We start from the raw sequence: 19,566 nt of genomic DNA on the forward strand, positions 1-19,566 counted from the left end.
CATCCTATTTGAATCTTTTTTTCAATTTTGCTACTCTTTATTTAGATGCTTTAGCGGGACGCTGAAGCAAATCAATATTCGGGAGGTATTGAATATGGCATTTCAACTGCCGGCATTGCCGTATGCCTACGATGCGCTGGAGCCCTACATCGATAAAGAAACGATGAACATCCACCACACGAAACACCACAATACGTATGTCACCAATTTAAACAGCGCGCTGGAAGGACATCCGGAATTGTTGAATAAATCCGTCGAAGAACTCATCCAAAACCTTGATCAAGTTCCGGAAAGCATCCGCACCGCTGTCCGCAACAACGGGGGAGGGCACGCCAACCATTCCCTGTTCTGGCAAATCCTTTCGCCGAACGGCGGCGGCGAACCGACCGGGGAATTGCGGGAAGCCATCGAAAAGAAATTCGGCAGCTTCACTGCCTTTAAAGATGAATTCACGAAGGCGGCAACGGGCCGCTTCGGTTCCGGTTGGGCCTGGCTTGTCGTCAACAACGGCGAATTGGAAGTTTTGAGCACACCGAACCAAGACAACCCGTTGATGGAAGGGAAAACCCCGATTCTGGGGCTGGATGTTTGGGAACACGCCTATTATTTGAAATACCAAAACCGCCGTCCCGAATACATCGCCGCGTTTTGGAACATCGTCAACTGGGACGAGGTGGCCAAGAGATACCAACAGGCGAAATAAGCATTTCTCACCTTCCGGCAGGGACCTCCCTGCCTTTTTTTATGTTCGGGAAAATGCCGGCTGAAGGACGGGAACGAAGGGAACGGAAACCCGGGATGAAGCTTTTAAATGTTTTCCATGGAAAACGGCGGAACGATCCGTTACAATAAGATAAGAAATAAGGGGGAGGGCGTTTCCGTTGAAACAGCGGCATGCGAAGAAAAAAAAGAAAAACTTTTTGTTCGTCCGGATCAATATCCTGTTCCTTGCCGTTTTCCTCCTTTTTTCCCTGCTGATTTTGCGACTGGGCGTCGTGCAGATCGTCGAGGGGGAAGAATTTAAGAAGCAGGTGGAGCGGACCGATGAAACGTCGGTGAATTATTCGGCCCCCCGGGGAGAAATCTATGACCGGAACGGGGTAAAACTCGTCTACAACGTCCCGCAGAAGGCGATCACCTACACCCCGCCGAAAAATCCCCAGCCGAAGGATCTGTTGGAGACCGCCCAGAAGCTGTCCAAGCTGATCAAGATGAATGACAAGGACATCAAGGCGGTCACGGAAAGGGATTTGAAGGATCTGTGGATTTTAATGCACAATAACGGCGAGGAAAAGATTACGGAGGAAGAACGCCAAAAATACAAAAACGAGGAAATCAGCGACGAAGAATTGTATCAGCTGAAGCTTGAGCGGATTACGGACGAAGAAATCAAATCCGTCGACAAAAACATGGCCAGCATCTACCGGAAGATGTACCAGGCGGTGGCGTTGACGCCGACCATCATCAAAAACCAAAACGTCACCGATCAGGAATACGCCCTTGTTAGCGAAAATTTGAGCGATCTGCCCGGGGTCGACATCACCACCGATTGGGAGAGGAAAAAAACCTTTGACGGCACGCTGAGTTCCATTTTGGGGAACGTCAGCGAAGGATTGCCCGAAGAAAAGGTCCAATATTATACGTCCAAAGGGTACAGCCTGAACGAACGGGTCGGGAAAAGCTACCTGGAGGAACTTTATGAGGACGTCCTGCAGGGCGAAAAAACCCGGGTCCGGACCGTCACCGACAAAGAGGGCAACGTGATCGACTCGAAGATCCTTTATGACGGAAAAAGCGGGAAGGATCTCGTCTTAACCATCGATATCGAGCTGCAGCGGGAAGTGGAAAAAATTATCGAGGAGGAGCTGACCCATATGGTCAAGCTCCCGAGGACGCAGACCCTCGACCGGGCCTTTGTCGTCCTCATGAACCCGAAAACCGGGGAAATTTTGTCGCTGGCCGGGAAACAATATGACCGGTCCAGCGGAGAAATCAAGGATTTCGCCCGCGGCACGTTTCAAACCGCCTATGAACCGGGATCCGCGGTGAAGGGGGCCACCGTGCTGACCGGCTACCAGACGGGGGTCATCTCCCTCGGCAACAATGTCTTGACCGACGAAGTCCTGTACATTAAGGACACGCCTCCGAAAAGTTCCTGGACGTCCCGCCCGATGGGGCCGATCAACGATTTGACGGCCCTGAAGCGGTCATCCAACGTCTACATGTTTAAAATCGCCATCGCCATCGGCGGCGGAAAATACGTGCCGCACGGCCCGCTCCCCTTAAATTTGAAAAAAATCAACACGATGCGCTATTATTTCAACCAATTCGGCCTGGGGGTGAAAACGGGCATCGGGTTTGACAGCGAGATCTCCGGCTTGAAATCAATGCCGACGGAGCCCGGAAAAATGCTGGACTTTGCCATCGGGCAATTTGACACCTATACCCCGCTGCAAATGGCCCAATACGTTTCCACGATCGCCAACGGCGGTTACCGGGTCAAGCCCCAGCTGGTGAAGGAGATCCGCGAACCGAAAATCAACGAGGACGGATTGGGGCCGATCATCGAATCGGTCCAGCCGGAAATCTTGAACAAGATCGATATGAAAGACGAATGGATAAAACGGGTGCAAGAAGGGTTCTGGCTCGTCATGCACGGTTCAGGGGGAACGGCCACCGCCTATTTCAACAACAAACCCTATAATCCGGCGGGAAAAACGGGAACCGCCCAGTCTTCCGTTTTTTACAACGGCCACCAGGCCTGGAATCTGACCCTCGTCGCATATGCTCCTTTTGACGATCCGGAAATCGCCATGGCGGTCATGGTACCCTGGGCCTATTACGGAAACAACACGCCGTATCCGATCAACAACATCATCGGCTCCAGGGTCCTGGACAAATACTTCGAACTGAAGGAAAAGCGTAGCCAAAAAGCCCCGGATGGAGAGAGCCGGGAGGAAACGGCGCAAACCGTTGAAAACCGCTAAAAAAACAGACGGAGGGAAACCTCCTAAAAAAGCGGAATCGGCATGGGACCGATTCCGCTTTTTGTGCGTGTGGCAGCACGCCACGCTTTGGGTGAACGTCCCGAATACAGCCGCTGATCGGTCGGTAAGGATTAGCCGACAGACCGTGCGATGTCCGTGAGGAATCGTGCGGAGGGGCTGAGGCAAACCCCTGACCAGAGCCAGTATCCCATGTCGGCACAAGAGCGGGATGACCGTGCAAAAAACCGGGAAGTCCCAATAACTGACGTAGCTCGAAGTGTTAGGAGGGCTGGGATAGGGGGAAAGGAAGCGATGTAACCCGCAGAGACCTCTCATCGTCCGTCCAGACAGGTATTCCGCTTCAAGGAGGGAATCGCAGGAAATGCGAGGAGAGGAGTCAGAGACCATCATAGCAGCGAGGAAGCTTATGCCGACGAGCTTCCAGTAATGGGGGCGAGGGTGGCACATAAGTGAGACCCCCATGTGGCACTTGGGGATCCATCCCGAAAGGGGGCGATACTTGCGAAGGGTGGGTTCCCATGAAGATGATGCGGGGACCTGGTTCATGCCCGCGGAAGAGGACAGAAGCCAGCAGTGCAAACACGGACGCCGGGGCCGAACAGAAGGGTACGCCCTCCTCCGCCGGTTGAACATGGAGAGGAGGTTGTCGGCGGATTTGTCGCCCATCCGTTCCAAGCGCCGTCATCCACCGGTTGAACATGGAGAGAACTGCCCCTATTGACTCCATCAGTAAACAACAAACGGAGATGCAGAAACAGGACGCCAAGGGACCAAATCACACGTTAGGAGTCCGGACGAAAGTTTTCCTCCCGATACACCTTGTCGCATAGGCTATACCAAACGCTTCTTTTCATCTAAAATTTCGGCGGGAATGTCCCGAAAGGGAGCCGTTCTGGACTTTCGGGGACACCGGCGGCGCGGCGCTCCGGAGAGGAGGGATCCGGCGGGTGTCCCCAAGTCCCGAAGGAGCACGGTTTAGGGGGAAGCGGTGATCAGTTCGGCGATTTCCGTATAGTTCATATCCTTCGTCAAATGGAAGGTGCCGGTTTGGATTTTCCGGTCGTAGTTTTCTTTGACCATGAATTGTTCGAACTTTTTTCGGTCTGAGATCATTTGGTGTTCCTTCAAAAAGTTCGAGAGATCTTCCAAGGTCATCCCCTTTTTGATCTCCAGCGTAATTTTTCCGACGCCGGATTCCTGCGGCTCTTCGGTTTTTTCCATCCGTCCGGCCAGCTCCTGTTGCAATTGCCGGTTTTCCTTTTCGAGCCCTTCGATCTTTGCCAGGAGTTCCTCATATTCCTTCCGTTCCAGGACGATCCCGCCGCTTTCTTTCCGCTCTTCCCCGCCGGATGCCGCCTTTTCTTGATAGAAGAAATGATAATAGCAAAAAACGGCGCTGACCGCCAACATCATGCCGAGGGAAAAGGAACGGAGCGTCCGTTTATTCATCAAGCTCCCCCCTGTTCTTTCCATCCCGGAGGATATGGATGACGTCTTCCCGTTCCAGGGAGGAAAGACGGGCGATTTTTTCCACCGGCAATCCCTGTTTATCGAGCAGACGGACCTGGTTGACGATAATCGGATTGTACCTTTTTCGTTCCGGTTCGGAAAATCCGGGAGGGATCAACATTTCTTCTTCCAGGATCTTTAAGCGCTTTTTGATGGAATAGGCGTCCTGATGCCATTCGATGGACAGCCGGTCGAGTTCCTCCCGCAGTTCCTTATAGGGATCGGGCATAAAAAAGGAAAGGATGAACAAAAGGACGGCGATGACCGCCAATGCTGTTAAAAATGCCACCATCTGCATCACTCCTGTCCTTTTAGTTTAACATAGTTGACAGGATTCTTCTATGTTCGACAGCCTTCCTTTTCCTCGTTTCAGCGGCGGCTTCACCGCCGGCCGTTTTTTTGGCCGCCCCGTTTTTTCCGCCTTGGCGGAAACAGACAAAAAGAGACAAATTGTGTATATTGTCGGAATTTTCCTTTAATGTTACCATTAAGATAATTCCAAAAATGGACATTTTGTTATTCAACTCTTTAGAAGGTGTGATGAAAATGATCCCCTCGAACGAAAAAACCGGCGGTCAGGCGAAGGGTGTATTTGAAAAGGTGAAGTGGCAGGTATCGGTGTTTATCAACGGCCGGCTCGCCGTCCTTCCCGTTGGGGAACCCTTTGCCTTGGAAGGGCTGAAGGGTTCCGTTGACCCGTTCCCGGCCGGCGAAGAAACGATGGCTCACGTCCTTTCCTTGAAAAGCGAACTTTCCCGGACCGTCCCTTTTAAAATTTTTGTCAGCCACCGTTTCCAAGGGACTGCCAGCAACCTGGTGTTTGTGTCCCCGGTGAAGGATGTGCTTTTTCATGCCAACGAACATGCCCTGTTCATTTCCTCCGGGATGATGAAAGGGAAGTCCATTTGCCAAAGCGGGGCGCTTCCCTGCGGCTGGACGGGGATGGACGAGTTCAGGCGGGGAATCCTCCCGTTTTCCCCGATCCGGACGGGCCAAATCGAAGGGGTATTTTCGCTCGAATCATCGATCGCGCCTGATGAAACCGTCATCGCCCGTTTCTGGCTGATCGCATCGAAAAGCCACGATGAAAAGGAATTGCTGGAAATGGATGAACGGATGAAAAACGGGGGCAAAAGCATGGCGGGGAAAAAGGGTTGACCGTCTTCCGGGTTCGGCCGGGGAATGCGTTGTTGAAACCGTCGGGGACGGGTTGGAAAAAAATCGCCCTTCCCCCGGATGTTTCCTGTTCTCCGGTCGGCCGGCGGCCGGAGGAGACGCCGATCGTCCAATCGCCCGAACGGCTGCCGCGGGGTGGCGGGACCAAGCCTTCGTGTTTGTGTAAAATCCCGCTGCCGTTTGCGGGAAGACAGCCTTCCGGAAAGGATTCGCTTTGCGCCCGCATCTTTTTACATAAATTCTCGGACTTCATCGACTGCGGCGGGGAGGAGGGTTGCCGGCGTCCCGGGTTTGGCAATAATCGGCTGCACTGCAATGACCGGGGAAGTGAGGAAAACCGTTTCGAATAGCATCGGCGGATGGGCAACGGACGGCTTCAAGGGGAAGCCGCATCGGATGGCTGATTGTCCGCCCGAGGAAAGGAGTGCCGACCAGCTCTTTAGGGGATTTTTTCTCGTTATTTGTACGTTTTAAAACAAAAGAAAAATCCTCGTGTTCGGGGAACAAGGGAGAGAACGCTTTTGTAAATTTTATATTCTCAATGCGGTTTTGTCCGCTTTTTTCCGGGGAAATTGCGCCAATGGACCGCCATGATGCTTAGTACTTCGCTGTCAGTCCGCCATCGATCACAGATTTTGAACCGGTGAAATAGCTGGATTCATCCGATGCCGGGAATAACACGAGGTTGGAGACGGCTTCAGGCTGACCAATCCGTTTTAAGGGAACGTTGTTCGCCAGTATGGCTACTGTGTCTTTCACATCATCCTGCATGACCATTGGCGTATTGATAATACCCGGGGGAATGGAATTTACCCGAATTCCATATTCCGCCAACTCCGGAGCAGCCGTTTTAGCCATCCCTCTGACGGCAAATTTTGACGCATCATAGGCAAACGTCCCAACACTGCCCCGAAGACCGTTGATGGAAGAAATATTGATGATCGAACCTCCTTTTGCTTTTTTCATGGAGGGAATGACCGCCTTCATGCCGGGAAACACGGAAACTTGATTAATATCGATGACCCGTCTATCTTCTTCCCTTAATTCTTCCAATTTTTTGCTGATAACAATCCCCCCATTGTTAACAAGGACATTTAACGGTCCGAATGTTTTTTTCCGTTGCGGAAACGACTTTTTCCCAATCCGCGGCGCTCCTGACACCGTGTTTCAGGAATTTGGCATTTTTCCCAAGCTCTTTTCCAGCGCTTCCCCTTCTTCAACAAGGATATCCGTAAAAACGACTTTTGCCCCTTCTTTGACAAATTTACGAGCGTAGGAAGCTCCTTGTCCCCTCGCACCTCCGGTAATTAACACGACTTTTCCGTCAAATCTTCCCATTGGATCCACTCCTCATAAATATTTTTAAAGAAATTTCAAATTAAAAAAGTGTAATCGTAAACGGTTACTGTTAATTTTTTAATAATATTCGAACCAAAATAAAAATTTTTCCGGCAAAATAAAGATGAGTCTTATTTCAATCAAAATTCTGATTCAATTTCATCCAGCGGGAAGATCTGAAGGATCTTGAGCAATCGGAAGTGCGATAGAAAAGAGGTGCAATGTTCTTGAAACCAATGGCTGATTCCTCCTGTCAGATTCGACGGCAAACAGGAAACAGTAACGACAGGAACGTTTAGATAAATTTTTGTCTTATCTCCCGTATTACAAGGGCACTGGCTTCGCTCATGCCCGCTTTTCATGCCTTTCATCCGGATGTTTTTGATTCCGTCATGAAAGCCGAGGAGGATGAAAGGATGCGGGAGAGGACCGGCGGAAACGTCCCCCTTTTCGTAAACGAAGGAAAATGAGACTGGCATTTTCCATGAAAAAATGCTATTATAATTAAGTCGTAATTTGCGTAGGACTGGAGGGATCAGAATGCGCGTGAACGTAACTTTGGAATGTACCGAATGCGGTGAACGTAATTACGTTACGTCCAAAAATAAACGAAACAATCCGGACCGTTTGGAATTGAAAAAATATTGCCCCCGCGACCGGAAAGTGACCGTTCATCGGGAAACGAAATGACAGCAGGGAAAAACATCCTGCTGTTTTTTGTTTGCCTCGAAGAAAAGGGAGCGGATAAAATGGGATCAGAATCAGGGAAGCGAAGGAGCGTCGCCGTGGAGTCGAAAAAGGAATTCCGCAGGGAAATGAAAGAAAAGCTGGCAAAAATGAATAAATGGGAATACGAGCAGTCTTCCTTTGAAATCGCCAGGAGGCTCTTTGCAGGGCGGGAATGGAAAGAAGCGGAAACGGTCGCCGTCACCGTTTCCATTTTTCCGGAAGTGGACACGCTGCAAATTATCCGGAGGGCCTGGCTGGACGGGAAGCAGGTCGCCGTTCCGAAATGCGTGCCCGGGGAAAGGCGGCTGGATTTCCGCTTGTTGACGTCCTTCACCCAGCTGGAAAGGGGATACGGGAACCTTTTTGAGCCGAAAACGGAGGAGACGGCCCCGCTTTCGCCCGGCCAGTTGTCCCTGGTTATCGTCCCCGGGCTGGCCTTTACGAAGGGCGGGCACCGCCTCGGTTTCGGGGGCGGTTACTATGACCGTTTTTTGGCCGGCTATCGGGGCGAGTTTCTGGCCCTGGCCTTCGAAAGGCAGCTTGTGCCGAAGATCCCCGTCGAAGCCCATGATGTTCCCATTCCGAAAATCGTGACGGAAAAGGAAGTTTATCGTTCATGCTGACCCACGGGCTGGTCATCGGCACCCTGCTCCTCCTTTCCGTCCTTTCCTTCCGGCTGGAGGCGTTGACGGCGGGCGGCGCCGCGCTCATGTTTCTCATGGGGACGGGAATTGAACTGGCCGCCGGCTGGCGGGGGTTGCTCTTGATCTTCCTGTTTTTTGCGACTTCCTCTGCGGCGTCCAGATGGAAAAAGGAGGAAAAGGCTTTCCTCGCCTCCATCCTGGACAAGACGGACAGGAGGGATTGGCTCCAAGTTTTGGCCAACGGCGGCCCGCCCTTGCTCTTTTGCATCGGCTACGGCTCGGCGGGGCATTTGGCTTTTCTTTATGCCTATATTGCGGCGGTCGCGGCGGCCAACGCCGATACGTGGGCCAGCGAGTGGGGCGTTTTGAGCAAAGGGACGCCCCGGCTTTTGCTTTCCTTCCGGCCCGTCCCGAAGGGGACCTCCGGCGGTGCGACACTGGCCGGGACCATGGCCGGATTGGGCGGGGCCGCGCTGATCGGCCTTTCCGCCTTCCTGCTTTGGTATCCCGTCCTTTCCCCGCAAGGGGCCGCCCTTGCGGCGCTGCTCGGGTTCGCCGGCATGTTGCTGGATTCCCTTTTCGGGGAGGCGGTCCAGGAAAAAAACCGCTGCCGGATTTGCGGGGAAGAGACGGAAAGAAAGGACCATTGCGGAGAGAAGACGGTCCGGGTAAGAGGCATCCCCCATTTTACCAACGACGTGGTCAATCTTTTGTCCGTTTCCGCCGCCGGGCTCCTCGCCTTGCTCGTGAAAATGCTGCCGGGCTGAAGGGATAAAAAACGGAAAACAAGGAAAGCTATGGGCAAGGAGGTTGTGAAAATGGCAGCCCGGCTGTGGCGATTGATCCTGTTTGTTTTGCTGTTCCGATATCTTTATAAAAACCGGTACCGGCTGGCGATCGGGATTTTGGAATACGAATTGTGGCGGCGGTTGGCCCTCCGATTGACGCTCGGCATTCCGGCGGTCCGGAATCATTTCTTCCGTTTCCTTTTCCCGGTTTAGGCGGGAAAGAAACGAAGCTTTTTTGGAAAATGGCTTGGGGTTCATCCAGGCCATTATTTGTTTTCCGAAAGGCGTGTTGGTCCCCCGAAAGCCGGAAACGTTCATCTGGGGCCGTGTTTTTTCGTCCCATCTTTCCGCGGAACGGGGCAAAAAATCGGACTTTGTCCGGCAGGCGGCGGCCCGGGCAAAATGCGGACCGGTGAAAGGAGCAAGGTTCCGCCCTTTGCCGGTATGTTTGCCGGGCCGTTTTTTAGAAGGCGAAAGTGGAAGCCTTCCGTCCGGTTCAAGGGATGAAGACCCGAAGAAGGTTGGGGTCAAAGGGTCTTGGGGCCGGTCGTTCCGCGAGGGGCGAGCCGTTCCAAGAACGGGGCATCCGCCCGGGCAATCCCTAAGCCATCGGCGGACCGCCATGAACTGCGGGCCGTTGCCCGCCTCCGGCCCGGATGGGCCGATCCCAAGCCCGTGCGGAAAGGGTCGTGCATCCCGGTCGTAACTTTTCGGCCGGTTTTTTCCGCTTTCGGGCGGAAAATTTTTTATCCGTGGAAAATGGCATACCCCGTTCCGGTCCCCGGCCGTTTGCCGACGGAAAAATTTTTCAAACGGAACCCAATGGCTTTTTCCTCCTCTCCGATCGTGTAAAATAAAAATAAAGCGTTCCAAGAAAAAGAATGAACGAAAGTAGGGAAACGATTGAGACTCCAAGAGGATTATCTTTATTGGCAGCTCATTCATTTTTTCGTCTTGAAAAACGATTACCGCCTCGTCCAAATTTCTCCCGACGAAAGGGAGATCTGGCTGGAAAATTTCCGCGGCCCCTTTCCGGTGATCCGGCTCAAACGCATCGATATGGATTGGAGCGGCTGGCCGGAAGAGGATCTGGAAACGGTGGGGATGCGGGGGGAAAACCTGCGGAGGCGTTGGCTGGAAAAGGATTTGACGGTCGCCAATATTTATGTGGCCGGCGGCCTTCCCGCGGATTACGAACATCTCCCGGACCGGGCGGATTTTGACGGCGGGAGGATCCATATCCGGACCTTTCGTTTGGATGGGCAAAGCGGTTTAAGGGAACTCGCCAAATTGATGGGATATTTTCCGACCAGGGATCAATTTTTCATCCGGGAACTGACCGATCCGGAAGAAATCATCGGTTTAAGAAACCGGGTTTTCCGGTTGTTTCTCGAGGAGAAAGAAAGGGAACGGAAGATACTGGAAAGCGGCAAGCCCTTTTTTACCAACCTGCTGATCGCCGTACAGATCCTTGCCTTTCTCTTCCTGGAATTGATGGGCGGGAGCACCGATCCTTCCGTCCTCGTCCGCTTCGGCGCCAAATACAATCCCCTCATTTTGGAAGGGGAATGGTGGCGTTTTTTCACCCCGATCTTTTTGCATATCGGTTTTTTCCATCTGATCATGAATACATTCGCCCTCTATTATTTGGGAAACGATGTGGAGCGGATCTTCGGCCGTTTCCGTTTCCTCGTCATCTACTTTTTCGCCGGGTTCACCGGTTCCCTTTTGAGCTTCATCGCCAACGACAGCATTTCCGCGGGGGCGAGCGGGGCGATCTTCGGCTGTTTCGGCGCCCTTCTCTATTTCAGCCTGAGTGACCGGCGGGCCTTTTTTTCCAGGATCGGCGTCAATATCCTGATGCTGATCGGGATCAATTTGCTCATCGGCTTTACGGCCGAAAACATCGACAACGCCGGGCATATCGGCGGCCTGATCGGGGGATTTTTGGCGGCGGGGATCGTCGGTTTTCCCCGGCAAAGAAGCGGCGGGAAACGAGTCCTTTATCTGCTGGCGACGGCCGTCCTCGTCTGGTCGGGTCTTTACATCGGCTATCACCGTTGAAGGCTTCCGCGCTCGGCCGGGGCTTTGCAGAGGCGATCCAGAGGCGATCCGGACGGCACCCGCTCCGGATTTTTTGACCGTCGGCGAAATCGCCCATCCATAGAAGCCCGGCTTGGCAGGTGTCCTTCGACGGCCCCCTGCCATGAAACCGGAAGGCGCACGGGGCCGTCGGACGGAAAAACCGGGATTTTTGCGGCCGACGGCGCCGAAGGCCTAAATCATTTGTTTCAGCATCCGCAATTTGCCGCCCTTTGTTTCAAAAAGGACAAGGAGATGGCCCTTGTCCTTGGCGAGCAGGACGATGGGCATCGTGCTGCCGAGGGGGCTTTCCGGTCTCCCCTTTTCATCCTTGATCCCCAAAAAATAGTTTTTGTAAATCCCTTCCCAGAGCTGCCCCGTGATTTTTCTCGTTTCCGCGAGGGAAAAGCCCGGAAACGGCTTATTCCCGAAGCCGGAAAGTTTATCAAGGGGAAAGGCGTCGTAGTTTTCAATGGGGATCCTCAGTTCTTTTTTCGCCCTTTGCAAGATCCGCTCCAATTCCCTTTCCTCTTTTTCAATGGCTTTTTCCATTTCATTCCCCCCGGCGGGAAAGCGGTCGGCCGACATGGCGAAGGCGCTTTTGATTTCCCCGCCGGGATCGTGGATCTCCGCATAGTGGAGGGAGAGGGCCGAGAGGTTTTCCGCCCCGGGTGCATGGACATCCTGTTCCGTTTCCATCCGTTCGGCATCCCTTTTCCATCGGTTCTGGGTCAAGATCAGCCTCCCGTCGGCGAATACCAGGGAAATATCTTGGCGCAGATACGCCTTTTCGTTCAGCCGGGAAAAGGTCCTGAGGAAAAATACCCCTTTTCCGCCCGGGACCAGATCCGTTTTCGCGTCCAAAAAGTAATAGTTTTCGCTTTCCGGAAAATAGATGATCGCCTCCCGCGCAACTTTTCCTTCGGAAAGCTGTTTCAAAAAAAGGACGGAAAGAAGGATGAGGGCAATCACCAAGCAAAAAATGGCCGTTTTTTTCATGGCTACCGATCCCCGTTTCTTCAGGTTACAAACATTATATGTTTCTTCGGACGGCCGCATGTCCTCCCGCGGGCCGCACCGCCGTCCGCCGCTGAGGATCCGCTGAAATTTTCCGGGAAGGATGCGTACGGGTGAAATGTATGGCGTTTTTTCCCGAATCATGTATAATGAAATCGGATACCAGGGAAAGAGGATGCGCATGAAATCCGTCTATGATGTCCATCAGCTGCTGAAACAATTTGGAACGATCGTTTATGTGGGAGATCGGCTCGCCGATTTGGAATTAATGGAGGAAGAACTGAAGGAAATCTACCGGGCGCAGCTGATCGACGTGAAGGAGTTTCAAGTCGCCCTGCTGATCCTGCGGCAGGAGATCGAGAAGGAAAAGGAAAAAAGAGAAAAAAGAAAGAATGGGTGATGGAACATGGAAAAACCGTACATATTGGGCGTCGATCTCGGCGGAACGGCGGTGAAACTGGCCATTCTCAGCCGGGACGGCGGGATGGTTGAAAAATGGAGCATCGCAACCGACAAGACAAACGGGGGCGAAAATATCGTTCCGCAAATTGCCGCCTCTTTTTTTGAAAAATGTTCGGAACTCCATTTGTCCCGCGAGCAATTCATCGGCGTCGGCATGGGCGCTCCTGGACCGGTCGTCGATGAAAGCGTTGTCACCAGGGCCGTCAACGTCGGCTGGGTCAATTACCCGTTGAAGGAAAAATTGATGGCGGCCATCGGCTTGCCCGCCTTCATCGGAAATGACGCCAACTGCGCCGCTGCGGGAGAACTGTGGATCGGCGCGGCGAAGGGAATGAAAAACGTGATCTGCCTGACCCTCGGAACCGGAGTCGGCGGCGGCGTCATCGTCGACGGGAAAATCGTCGAAGGGATCACCGGAGGGGCCGGCGAAATCGGCCACATGACGGTACAGATGGACGGGGGAGAACTTTGCAGCTGCGGAAAGAGAGGATGTCTGGAAACGATCGCTTCGGGGAAGGGCGCCATCAGGCTGGCGATGGAAAGGCTGAAAGACCCCGGCGTCAGCTCCGGACTGCGCCGCATTTACGAAGAAAATCAAGCCGTGACGGCGAAGGACGTCTTTGACCAGGCGGCGGAAGGGGATCCCGTCGCCCGGGAGATCGTGGAAGAGATCGTCCGCTATCTTGGCTACGGGATCGGAGCCTTGTGCTCCATATTTAACCCGGAGGCGATCGTCATCGGGGGAGGCCTTTCCAACGCAGGGAAGACGTTGATCGATCCTTTGCATAAATATGTGGAACAATTCGCCTTCCCGGCGACGGCGAAGGATACGAAGATCCTCTTGGCCAAGCTGGGCAACGACGCAGGGGTGATCGGCGCGGGATATTTGGTCGCCCAACATTTCAATGAGCCGATCGAGATGTGACGGCTGCCATGAACCATCCAATCTTTGAGTGTATATATTTATATAATTAGAATTTTTTGATCATTTCATTTTCCGAAACTTTTTTTTCCTTCCCCCGTCTATTAAAGAAACGGGATCCGGGCCACAATATTCGGAACGGCCGGAGCGGAATCGAAATAACCGGAAAGCGCCTCGCGGGGGCTTTGCCCCGCCCGGCTTTCGGGAAACCTTCGGGAGGGTATTTCATGGCAACCGTCAAGGAAAGGATGGTTTCTTTTGCAAAAGCGGCAAAGGGAACCAAGTTTTCGATGATTTTGCTCGCTGTTTTCCTGCTTTGGGCGAAAACGCACCTCGCCTATCATACGGCTTTTTCCTCGATGAAAATTGACAATCAAATGCAGGCGTTTATCCTTCTCATCAATCCCTTCAGCTTTCTTCTGGTCATTTTCGGCTTTGCCCTGTTCCTGAAGGGAGGCGGCCGGAACCTCTATCTTTTCCTGTGTGATTTGCTGTTGACCGTTTTTCTGTACGCGAATATCGTTTTTTACCGCTTTTTCAATGATTTCATCACGTTGCCGCTTTTGTTCCAATCCAATAATTTCGGCGATCTGGATGCAAGCATCCTTTCCGAGATGAAACCGGCGGACCTGCTCTATTTCGCCGATCTCCCGTTATGGGCCTACATTTTCATCAAAAAGCCGGCCTTTTCCCTGGCCAGGCCCTTCACGAAACTGGACAGGAGGGTGTACTGCCTCATAACGGCGGCCGTCATCTTTTTCAATTTAGGTTTGGCGGAAACGGAAAGGCCGGAACTGTTGACGAGGACCTTCGACCGGGAAATGCTGGTGAAGTTGATCGGCCCGTACAACTATGCCTTGTATGACATCTACCTGCAGTCGAAGACGACCGCCCTCCGGGCGATGGCGGACGGCAGCGAGCTCTCGGAGATTGAAAACTATGTCCGGGCCAACAAGGCCAGGCCGTCCGATTTATTCGGGGCGGCGAAGGGAAAAAACGTCATCCTGATTTCCCTGGAATCCACCCAAAGCTTTGTCATCGACAACAGGGTATACGGCCAGGAAATTACGCCGTTTTTAAACGATTTTATCCGGGAAAGCTACTATTTTGACAATTTTTATCACCAGACCGGCCAGGGAAAAACATCCGATGCGGAATTTCTCATCGACAACTCCCTCTATCCCCTGGGCAGGGGAGCGGTCTTTTTCACCCACGCCGGAAACGAATACCGGGCGCTGCCGGAAATTTTAAACGAAAAGGGCTATTTTACCGCCGCGCTCCACGCCAACAACAAAAGCTTTTGGAACCGGGACATCATGTATGAAACATTGGGCTATCAAAGGTTTTACCATATGGACGACTACGAGGTGACGGAAGAAAACTCCGTCGGCTGGGGGCTGAAAGACATCCCCTTTTTTGAACAATCGGTCGGCCATTTGAAATCGATGCCGCAGCCATTTTATGCGAAACTGATCACGTTGACGAACCACCATCCCTTCGAACTGGATGAATCCGATCGGCTGATCGAACCGTACCAATCCGCAAGCAAAACCCTGAACCAATATTTTCTGACGGTCCGTTACGAGGACGAGGCCCTGAAGGTTTTTATCGAGAAGCTGAAGGAAGAAGGGCTTTACGACAATTCCGTCATCATCATGTACGGGGACCATTACGGCATCTCCCCGAATCACAACGAAGCGATGGGGGAATATTTGGGAAAGGAGATCACCCCCTTCGAAAACGCCCAGCTGCAACGGGTTCCTCTGATCATCCATATCCCCGGGCATAAAGGAAAGGTCATATCCACCGTCGGCGGCCAAATCGATTTGAAGCCGACGATCCTCCATTTGCTCGGGATCGAAACGGATGACGATATCGGATTCGGCCAGGACCTGTTTTCCCCGGAAAGAAGGGAATTTGCCGTCTTCCGCGACGGCAGCGTGGTCGCCAAGGATTACCTTTGGACCGCGGGAACATGTTATGACAAGGAAAGCGGCGAGGAAACGGAAGAAAGGTATTGCGCGCCTTTCCGGGAAAGGGGAGCCGAAGAATTAAAGTATTCGGACCGGATCATTTACGGCGATTTGCTGCGCTTCTATGCAAAGGACGGAAAGGATTAACGGGCCGGCCGCGACTTTTTCCGCGGCAACCCATGACCGGGTTGACGGAAGCGGAAAACGATCGGTCCGCACGGCGCGCCTTTTTCGGCCCTTTTTCCCCTTTCCGACGCCTTATGGGGAACCTGTCCTGCACATTTTTTTTGACAAAACGGGCGAAAATGTTTATTTTTAGTTTAGGTGCGTTTCAAGTTTCAAAGATGGAGGTTGGCTCGGTGGGCTACACCATTCGAGACATCGCATCGCGGGCGGGGGTTTCGAAATCCACTGTATCGCGCGTCATCACCGGAAAAGGTTTTGCCAGCCAGGAGGCAAGGGAAAAGGTCTTAAAGGCGATCGAAGAGCTGAAGTACAAGCCGAACGGTTTAGCCAGAGCCATGGTTTCCCAAAAAACCAACAACATCGGGGTCATCATTTACCGGCATCAAAGCTCCCTGAGATCCGATTCCATCGATGAAACGATGATCGATTCGATCCTCAAAAAAGCGAAGGACCTCCGCTATTCGGTTTTCGTCACGACGGATGGGGAGGAATCCCTCAACGCCGCCGATTTCATGCTGGAGAAACGGGTGGATGGCCTGATCCTCATCAGCAGTTTTCGGCAAAAAGTCATCGATTACATCGATCAATTCCATGTTCCCTGTGTCGTGATCAACGGCATGATTGAAAAGAACAACGTCTTTCAGATGGTCATCCATGACGCGAAAGGCGGCCGTTATGTCGCCGACCACCTGTATCAGCTCGGCCACCGGAAAATCTTCGTCATCATCGGATCCGCCGAGGACAAAACCCACCGCATGCGTTTTCAAGGATTCAGCGACAGGATCCATGAATTGGGCGGCCATATTGAACCGGAGAACGTATGGTATTCCCATTCCACGTCTTTTGATGAAGGTTATCAGCTCCTGGCAAAGATCTGGGATCAATTGGTGCGTAAGAAACCGACGGCGATTTTCGCAACGGATGAACTCCTGGCCATGGGAGCGATGAAGTTCCTCCTGGAAAAAGGGGTGCAAATCCCGAAGGATATCGCCGTTGTCGGTTTTGACGGCACCGACCGGTCGAAGATGTTCCATCCGTCGTTGACCACCGTCCAAGTGGACAAAGCGAAAATGGGGGAAGATGCCGTCTATCATCTCGACCAATTGATCAATAAAAAAGATGTCAAGCCCACAAAGATCGAATACGAGCCGACCCTGGTCGTCCGTGAATCGACGAACCGCCCGTAATTTTCCGCTTTTTCTCTCCCTGCGAATGTTCTTTTCTTCACCGCTCCTTTTTCGTCATTCAAGTTCAGCAACAACTGCAGAAAATTTTTTTCCGAGCTTCGGGGAACGTTCCCACCGAATTCCCCGCCGCCTTCTTCTGCGGCCTATTGAGGGAACGTTCCCACATGGAAGTTCCAAAGAAAATTTTTAAAGGAGTGAGGATGATGAAGAGAAAACTTGCAGCCATTCTTGCCCTGTTTTTCGCGGTTTCTTTGGTTCTTGCGGGTTGCGGGAAGAAAAGCGCCGGGAACAGCTCCGACGGCGAAGTGGTGACGATCGTGGCCCAGACGGCCGCGCCGGAAACGACCCGGGTGGAAAATTTGGTGAAAGCGGCGGAAAAATTGAATGAGGAATTGGAGAAAGAAGGCAAGAAAACCCGCGTGGAAGTAAAGACGAAAGTGTTTGAAGGCAGCTGGGACGAGTATGCCAAACAATTCATGCTCGCCTTCAAGGCGAAAAAGGAACCGGACATTTACGCGACGGGACATGAAAATATCGGATGGCTGGCGGACGGAAACTACATTATCCCGCTGGACGACTTGAAGGATTCCGAAGCCTATTCCGACGTATTCCCCGCCCTTTGGGACGCGGTTACCTATAAGGGGAAAATCTGGGGGGCTTTGCAGGATACGGAAGCCCGGCCCGTGTTCTACCATAAGGATGCTTTAAGGAAATTGGGCTGGAGCGAGGAAGAGATCAACAGCCTTCCGGAAAAGGTGAAAAACGGGGAATTCACCCTTGCGGATATGATCCGTACGGCTGAAGAAGCGGTGCAAAAGGGAGCCGTTCAGTACGGCATCATTCACCGACCGGTGGATGGACCGGACTTCCAAGCCTTGGCCTACGATTTCGGAACGAAGATTTACGACCCGGATGAAAATAAAATTGTCCTGGACAAAACAGGCGTGAAAAAACAATTGCAATTCTACGCGGATATCGCCGCCAAAAAGCTGATCCCGGAAAACCTCACCCAAATGGAGTGGAACAGCGTCCACCGGACGGTCGTCAACGGAAAAGCCCTGTTTTATTTCGGGGGCATTTGGAACGTGTTTAACTGGGGCGAAGACGCATTCCACGACAAGCTCGGGAAAGTCACCCCGGAATGGGTAAACGAAAATTTCGGGATGATGTTGATTCCGGCCGCGGAAAAGGGCGGAAAACCGGTTACTTTGTCCCATCCCTTCGTATACACCGTGTCGGCCCACACGGAACATCCCGATCTGGTGAAACGGCTCTTGGAACTCGTCCAAGATCCGGAACTGCAAACGAACCATAACGTAAAAACCTATCACCTGCCCGTGACCAAGGCGGCTAGCGAAGATCCGGAATTCAAGAAAAACGTCACGTTGGGAAATGTGACGTACATGCTCGATTACACCACTTTCCTTCCCAACCACGAAGGGTTCCCGAAATATTCCAAAGCCTTGTTTGATGCCATTCAGGCGGTCGAATTGGGGAAAAAGACCGTCGATAAGGCCTTGAGGGATATGGAAGTCCAGTTGAAAAACGACTTGGGCGACCAATTGACGATCCTCGAATGACGGAGGATGAAGGTGAATTTTTCGGCCGGCAGCCGGGCGCCGGTTGCCGGCCGCCCAAGGGGGGATGAACGTGCAAAAGAGCAAATGGAAACTGCCCGCCGTCATGCTCGGGCCTTTTCTTCTTTTAATCTTGCTTTTCTTTTTCCTGCCAGTCCTCTTGATCGCCGTTTTGGCTTTTACCAATATGGACTCGGCCATGCGCTGGGAATTCCACGGACTGGAAAATTTCAGGAAGATGATCGCTGACCCGAACATCGGGCTGATTTTGAAGAACACGGCCGTCTACGTCGGTTTTACCCTGTTGATCAATGTGTTTTTCGGCTTTTTCCTCGCCCTGTTCACGACCTATTTTATTCAAAGGGAATCGCTGGGGCTGTTCTTCCGCACCGTTTGGATGCTGCCCCGCATCTCTCCTCCGGTCGTTTACGTCCTCCTGTGGCTATGGTTTTTTGATCCGAGCGAATACGGAATACTGAACAGCTTCCGTTCGCTTTTCGGTTTGCCGCCGGAACCGTGGCTGAACGCGGGGCCGATGCCGGCCGTGATCGTGGCCAACGGATTGATCGGCGCTTCCTTCGGGATGATCATCTTTTCCTCGGCGATCAAATCGATACCGAAGGAAAGGTTTTTCGCGGCCGACGTGGACGGCGCTTCCCATTGGTCGGTGATCAAGGATATCATCTTTCCGGCGATCCGCTGGCCGTTCATGTTCGTCACGATTTGGCAATTTCTTTCCCTGTTGACATCCTACGAATACATCCTGCTGCTCACCGACGGCGGCCCCTTGTACGGAAGCGAAGTATTGGCCCTCTATTCCTATCATAAAGCTTTCCAGCATTTTGAATTCGGATACGGTTCGGCCGTTTCCCTCATCCTTGTGATCATCGCCGTCGTCTGTTCATTGCTCCTGTGGAGGTTCTTCGGCATGAAAAGGATGATGGGTTCCGCAAAAATCGAATGAGGAG

Annotated in this window: 17 protein-coding genes and 1 pseudogene; 14 read left to right on the forward strand and 4 right to left on the reverse strand. The window is 52.5% G+C overall.

The window, feature by feature from the left end; genetic code table 11:
- The first annotated feature begins 94 nt into the window (after positions 1–94).
- Both A3EQ_RS0104655 and A3EQ_RS0104665 read left to right on the forward strand, forming a co-directional pair.
- Positions 95–703, forward strand: coding sequence for a superoxide dismutase (locus tag A3EQ_RS0104655; protein ID WP_020154026.1), 609 nt, complete (start codon positions 95–97; stop codon positions 701–703).
- Between the two features lie 178 nt (positions 704–881).
- On the forward strand, positions 882–2,987 hold the full coding sequence (locus A3EQ_RS0104665) for a peptidoglycan D,D-transpeptidase FtsI family protein (protein ID WP_020154028.1): 2,106 nt from the start codon (positions 882–884) through the stop codon (positions 2,985–2,987).
- A 996-nt stretch (positions 2,988–3,983) separates the two neighbouring features.
- Here the strand turns inward: A3EQ_RS0104665 and A3EQ_RS0104670 are convergent.
- Positions 3,984–4,457: an MltG/YceG/YrrL family protein gene (locus A3EQ_RS0104670; RefSeq protein ID WP_020154029.1), complete on the reverse strand. Its 474-nt coding sequence runs from the start codon at positions 4,455–4,457 to the stop codon at positions 3,984–3,986.
- Entirely contained in the window at positions 4,450–4,809 is a 360-nt protein-coding gene (locus A3EQ_RS0104675; protein ID WP_026499743.1) for a hypothetical protein, read from the reverse strand. Before A3EQ_RS0104675 ends, A3EQ_RS0104670 begins: the two co-directional genes overlap by 8 nt.
- Positions 4,810–5,063: 254 nt before the next feature.
- On the opposite strand from A3EQ_RS0104675, the gene A3EQ_RS0104685 reads away from it, so the two are divergent.
- Positions 5,064–5,675 (forward strand): hypothetical protein, encoded by a 612-nt coding sequence (locus A3EQ_RS0104685; protein WP_169382648.1) that lies wholly within the window; start codon positions 5,064–5,066, stop codon positions 5,673–5,675.
- 615 nt (positions 5,676–6,290) lie between these two features.
- Here the strand turns inward: A3EQ_RS0104685 and A3EQ_RS20615 are convergent.
- Positions 6,291–7,031 (reverse strand): annotated as a pseudogene (locus A3EQ_RS20615) (SDR family oxidoreductase).
- 540 nt (positions 7,032–7,571) lie between these two features.
- On the opposite strand from A3EQ_RS20615, the gene rpmG reads away from it, so the two are divergent.
- The 5 genes from rpmG to A3EQ_RS0104735 all read left to right on the forward strand — a co-directional run bounded on the left by rpmG (position 7,572) and on the right by A3EQ_RS0104735 (position 11,256).
- A complete protein-coding gene (gene rpmG, locus A3EQ_RS0104705) occupies positions 7,572–7,721 on the forward strand; it encodes a 50S ribosomal protein L33 (protein WP_020154036.1) in 150 nt (49 codons plus the stop codon).
- A gap of 59 nt (positions 7,722–7,780) precedes the next feature.
- Positions 7,781–8,383 carry a 5-formyltetrahydrofolate cyclo-ligase gene (locus tag A3EQ_RS0104710; protein ID WP_154652812.1) on the forward strand — a complete coding sequence of 201 codons (603 nt, stop codon included), beginning with the start codon at positions 7,781–7,783 and terminating at the stop codon, positions 8,381–8,383.
- On the forward strand, positions 8,377–9,171 hold the full coding sequence (locus A3EQ_RS0104715) for a DUF92 domain-containing protein (protein ID WP_020154038.1): 795 nt from the start codon (positions 8,377–8,379) through the stop codon (positions 9,169–9,171). Before A3EQ_RS0104710 ends, A3EQ_RS0104715 begins: the two co-directional genes overlap by 7 nt.
- Positions 9,172–9,222: 51 nt before the next feature.
- Positions 9,223–9,405 carry a hypothetical protein gene (locus A3EQ_RS0104720; RefSeq protein ID WP_020154039.1) on the forward strand — a complete coding sequence of 61 codons (183 nt, stop codon included), beginning with the start codon at positions 9,223–9,225 and terminating at the stop codon, positions 9,403–9,405.
- 690 nt (positions 9,406–10,095) lie between these two features.
- The gene (locus tag A3EQ_RS0104735) at positions 10,096–11,256 is read left to right on the forward strand and encodes a rhomboid family intramembrane serine protease (RefSeq protein WP_020154042.1); all 1,161 of its coding nucleotides are present in this window, start codon (positions 10,096–10,098) and stop codon (positions 11,254–11,256) included.
- A gap of 213 nt (positions 11,257–11,469) precedes the next feature.
- Here the strand turns inward: A3EQ_RS0104735 and A3EQ_RS21655 are convergent, their stop codons facing one another.
- Entirely contained in the window at positions 11,470–12,273 is an 804-nt protein-coding gene (locus A3EQ_RS21655) for a hypothetical protein (protein ID WP_154652813.1), read from the reverse strand.
- Positions 12,274–12,472: 199 nt separating this feature from the next.
- Between A3EQ_RS21655 and A3EQ_RS0104745 the strand changes: the two genes are divergently transcribed.
- The 6 genes from A3EQ_RS0104745 (at position 12,473) to A3EQ_RS0104780 (ending at position 19,562) form a co-directional block, all read left to right on the forward strand.
- A complete protein-coding gene (locus A3EQ_RS0104745; protein ID WP_020154044.1) occupies positions 12,473–12,691 on the forward strand; it encodes a YqgQ family protein in 219 nt (72 codons plus the stop codon).
- 6 nt (positions 12,692–12,697) lie between these two features.
- Positions 12,698–13,678 carry an ROK family glucokinase gene (locus A3EQ_RS0104750; RefSeq protein ID WP_020154045.1) on the forward strand — a complete coding sequence of 327 codons (981 nt, stop codon included), beginning with the start codon at positions 12,698–12,700 and terminating at the stop codon, positions 13,676–13,678.
- A gap of 224 nt (positions 13,679–13,902) precedes the next feature.
- Positions 13,903–15,795, forward strand: coding sequence for an LTA synthase family protein (locus A3EQ_RS0104760; protein WP_020154047.1), 1,893 nt, complete (start codon positions 13,903–13,905; stop codon positions 15,793–15,795).
- 212 nt (positions 15,796–16,007) lie between these two features.
- Positions 16,008–17,021: a LacI family DNA-binding transcriptional regulator gene (locus A3EQ_RS0104770; protein WP_020154049.1), complete on the forward strand. Its 1,014-nt coding sequence runs from the start codon at positions 16,008–16,010 to the stop codon at positions 17,019–17,021.
- A gap of 203 nt (positions 17,022–17,224) precedes the next feature.
- Complete coding sequence (locus tag A3EQ_RS0104775) at positions 17,225–18,601, forward strand: sugar ABC transporter substrate-binding protein (RefSeq protein ID WP_211212055.1); 1,377 nt, start codon at positions 17,225–17,227, stop codon at positions 18,599–18,601.
- 64 nt (positions 18,602–18,665) lie between these two features.
- The gene (locus A3EQ_RS0104780) at positions 18,666–19,562 is read left to right on the forward strand and encodes a carbohydrate ABC transporter permease (protein WP_026499748.1); all 897 of its coding nucleotides are present in this window, start codon (positions 18,666–18,668) and stop codon (positions 19,560–19,562) included.
- The last annotated feature ends 4 nt before the right edge of the window (positions 19,563–19,566 follow it).

The organism is Caldibacillus debilis DSM 16016, assembly GCF_000383875.1.
GTDB classification, from domain to species: Bacteria; Bacillota; Bacilli; order Bacillales; family Caldibacillaceae; genus Caldibacillus; species Caldibacillus debilis.

Bases quoted from the DNA above. Each gene is read 5' to 3' on its own strand.
- A3EQ_RS0104655 (WP_020154026.1), top strand. From the start codon at position 95: ATGGCATTTCAACTGCCGGCATTGCCGTATGCCTACGATGCGCTGGAG.
- A3EQ_RS0104670 (WP_020154029.1), bottom strand. From the start codon at position 4,457: ATGAATAAACGGACGCTCCGTTCCTTTTCCCTCGGCATGATGTTGGCG.
- A3EQ_RS0104675 (WP_026499743.1), bottom strand. From the start codon at position 4,809: ATGGTGGCATTTTTAACAGCATTGGCGGTCATCGCCGTCCTTTTGTTC.
- A3EQ_RS0104685 (WP_169382648.1), top strand. From the start codon at position 5,064: ATGATCCCCTCGAACGAAAAAACCGGCGGTCAGGCGAAGGGTGTATTT.
- rpmG (WP_020154036.1), top strand. From the start codon at position 7,572: ATGCGCGTGAACGTAACTTTGGAATGTACCGAATGCGGTGAACGTAAT.
- A3EQ_RS0104710 (WP_154652812.1), top strand. From the start codon at position 7,781: ATGGGATCAGAATCAGGGAAGCGAAGGAGCGTCGCCGTGGAGTCGAAA.
- A3EQ_RS0104715 (WP_020154038.1), top strand. From the start codon at position 8,377: ATGCTGACCCACGGGCTGGTCATCGGCACCCTGCTCCTCCTTTCCGTC.
- A3EQ_RS0104720 (WP_020154039.1), top strand. From the start codon at position 9,223: ATGGCAGCCCGGCTGTGGCGATTGATCCTGTTTGTTTTGCTGTTCCGA.
- A3EQ_RS21655 (WP_154652813.1), bottom strand. From the start codon at position 12,273: ATGAAAAAAACGGCCATTTTTTGCTTGGTGATTGCCCTCATCCTTCTT.
- A3EQ_RS0104745 (WP_020154044.1), top strand. From the start codon at position 12,473: ATGAAATCCGTCTATGATGTCCATCAGCTGCTGAAACAATTTGGAACG.
- A3EQ_RS0104750 (WP_020154045.1), top strand. From the start codon at position 12,698: ATGGAAAAACCGTACATATTGGGCGTCGATCTCGGCGGAACGGCGGTG.
- A3EQ_RS0104760 (WP_020154047.1), top strand. From the start codon at position 13,903: ATGGCAACCGTCAAGGAAAGGATGGTTTCTTTTGCAAAAGCGGCAAAG.
- A3EQ_RS0104775 (WP_211212055.1), top strand. From the start codon at position 17,225: ATGAAGAGAAAACTTGCAGCCATTCTTGCCCTGTTTTTCGCGGTTTCT.
- A3EQ_RS0104780 (WP_026499748.1), top strand. From the start codon at position 18,666: ATGAACGTGCAAAAGAGCAAATGGAAACTGCCCGCCGTCATGCTCGGG.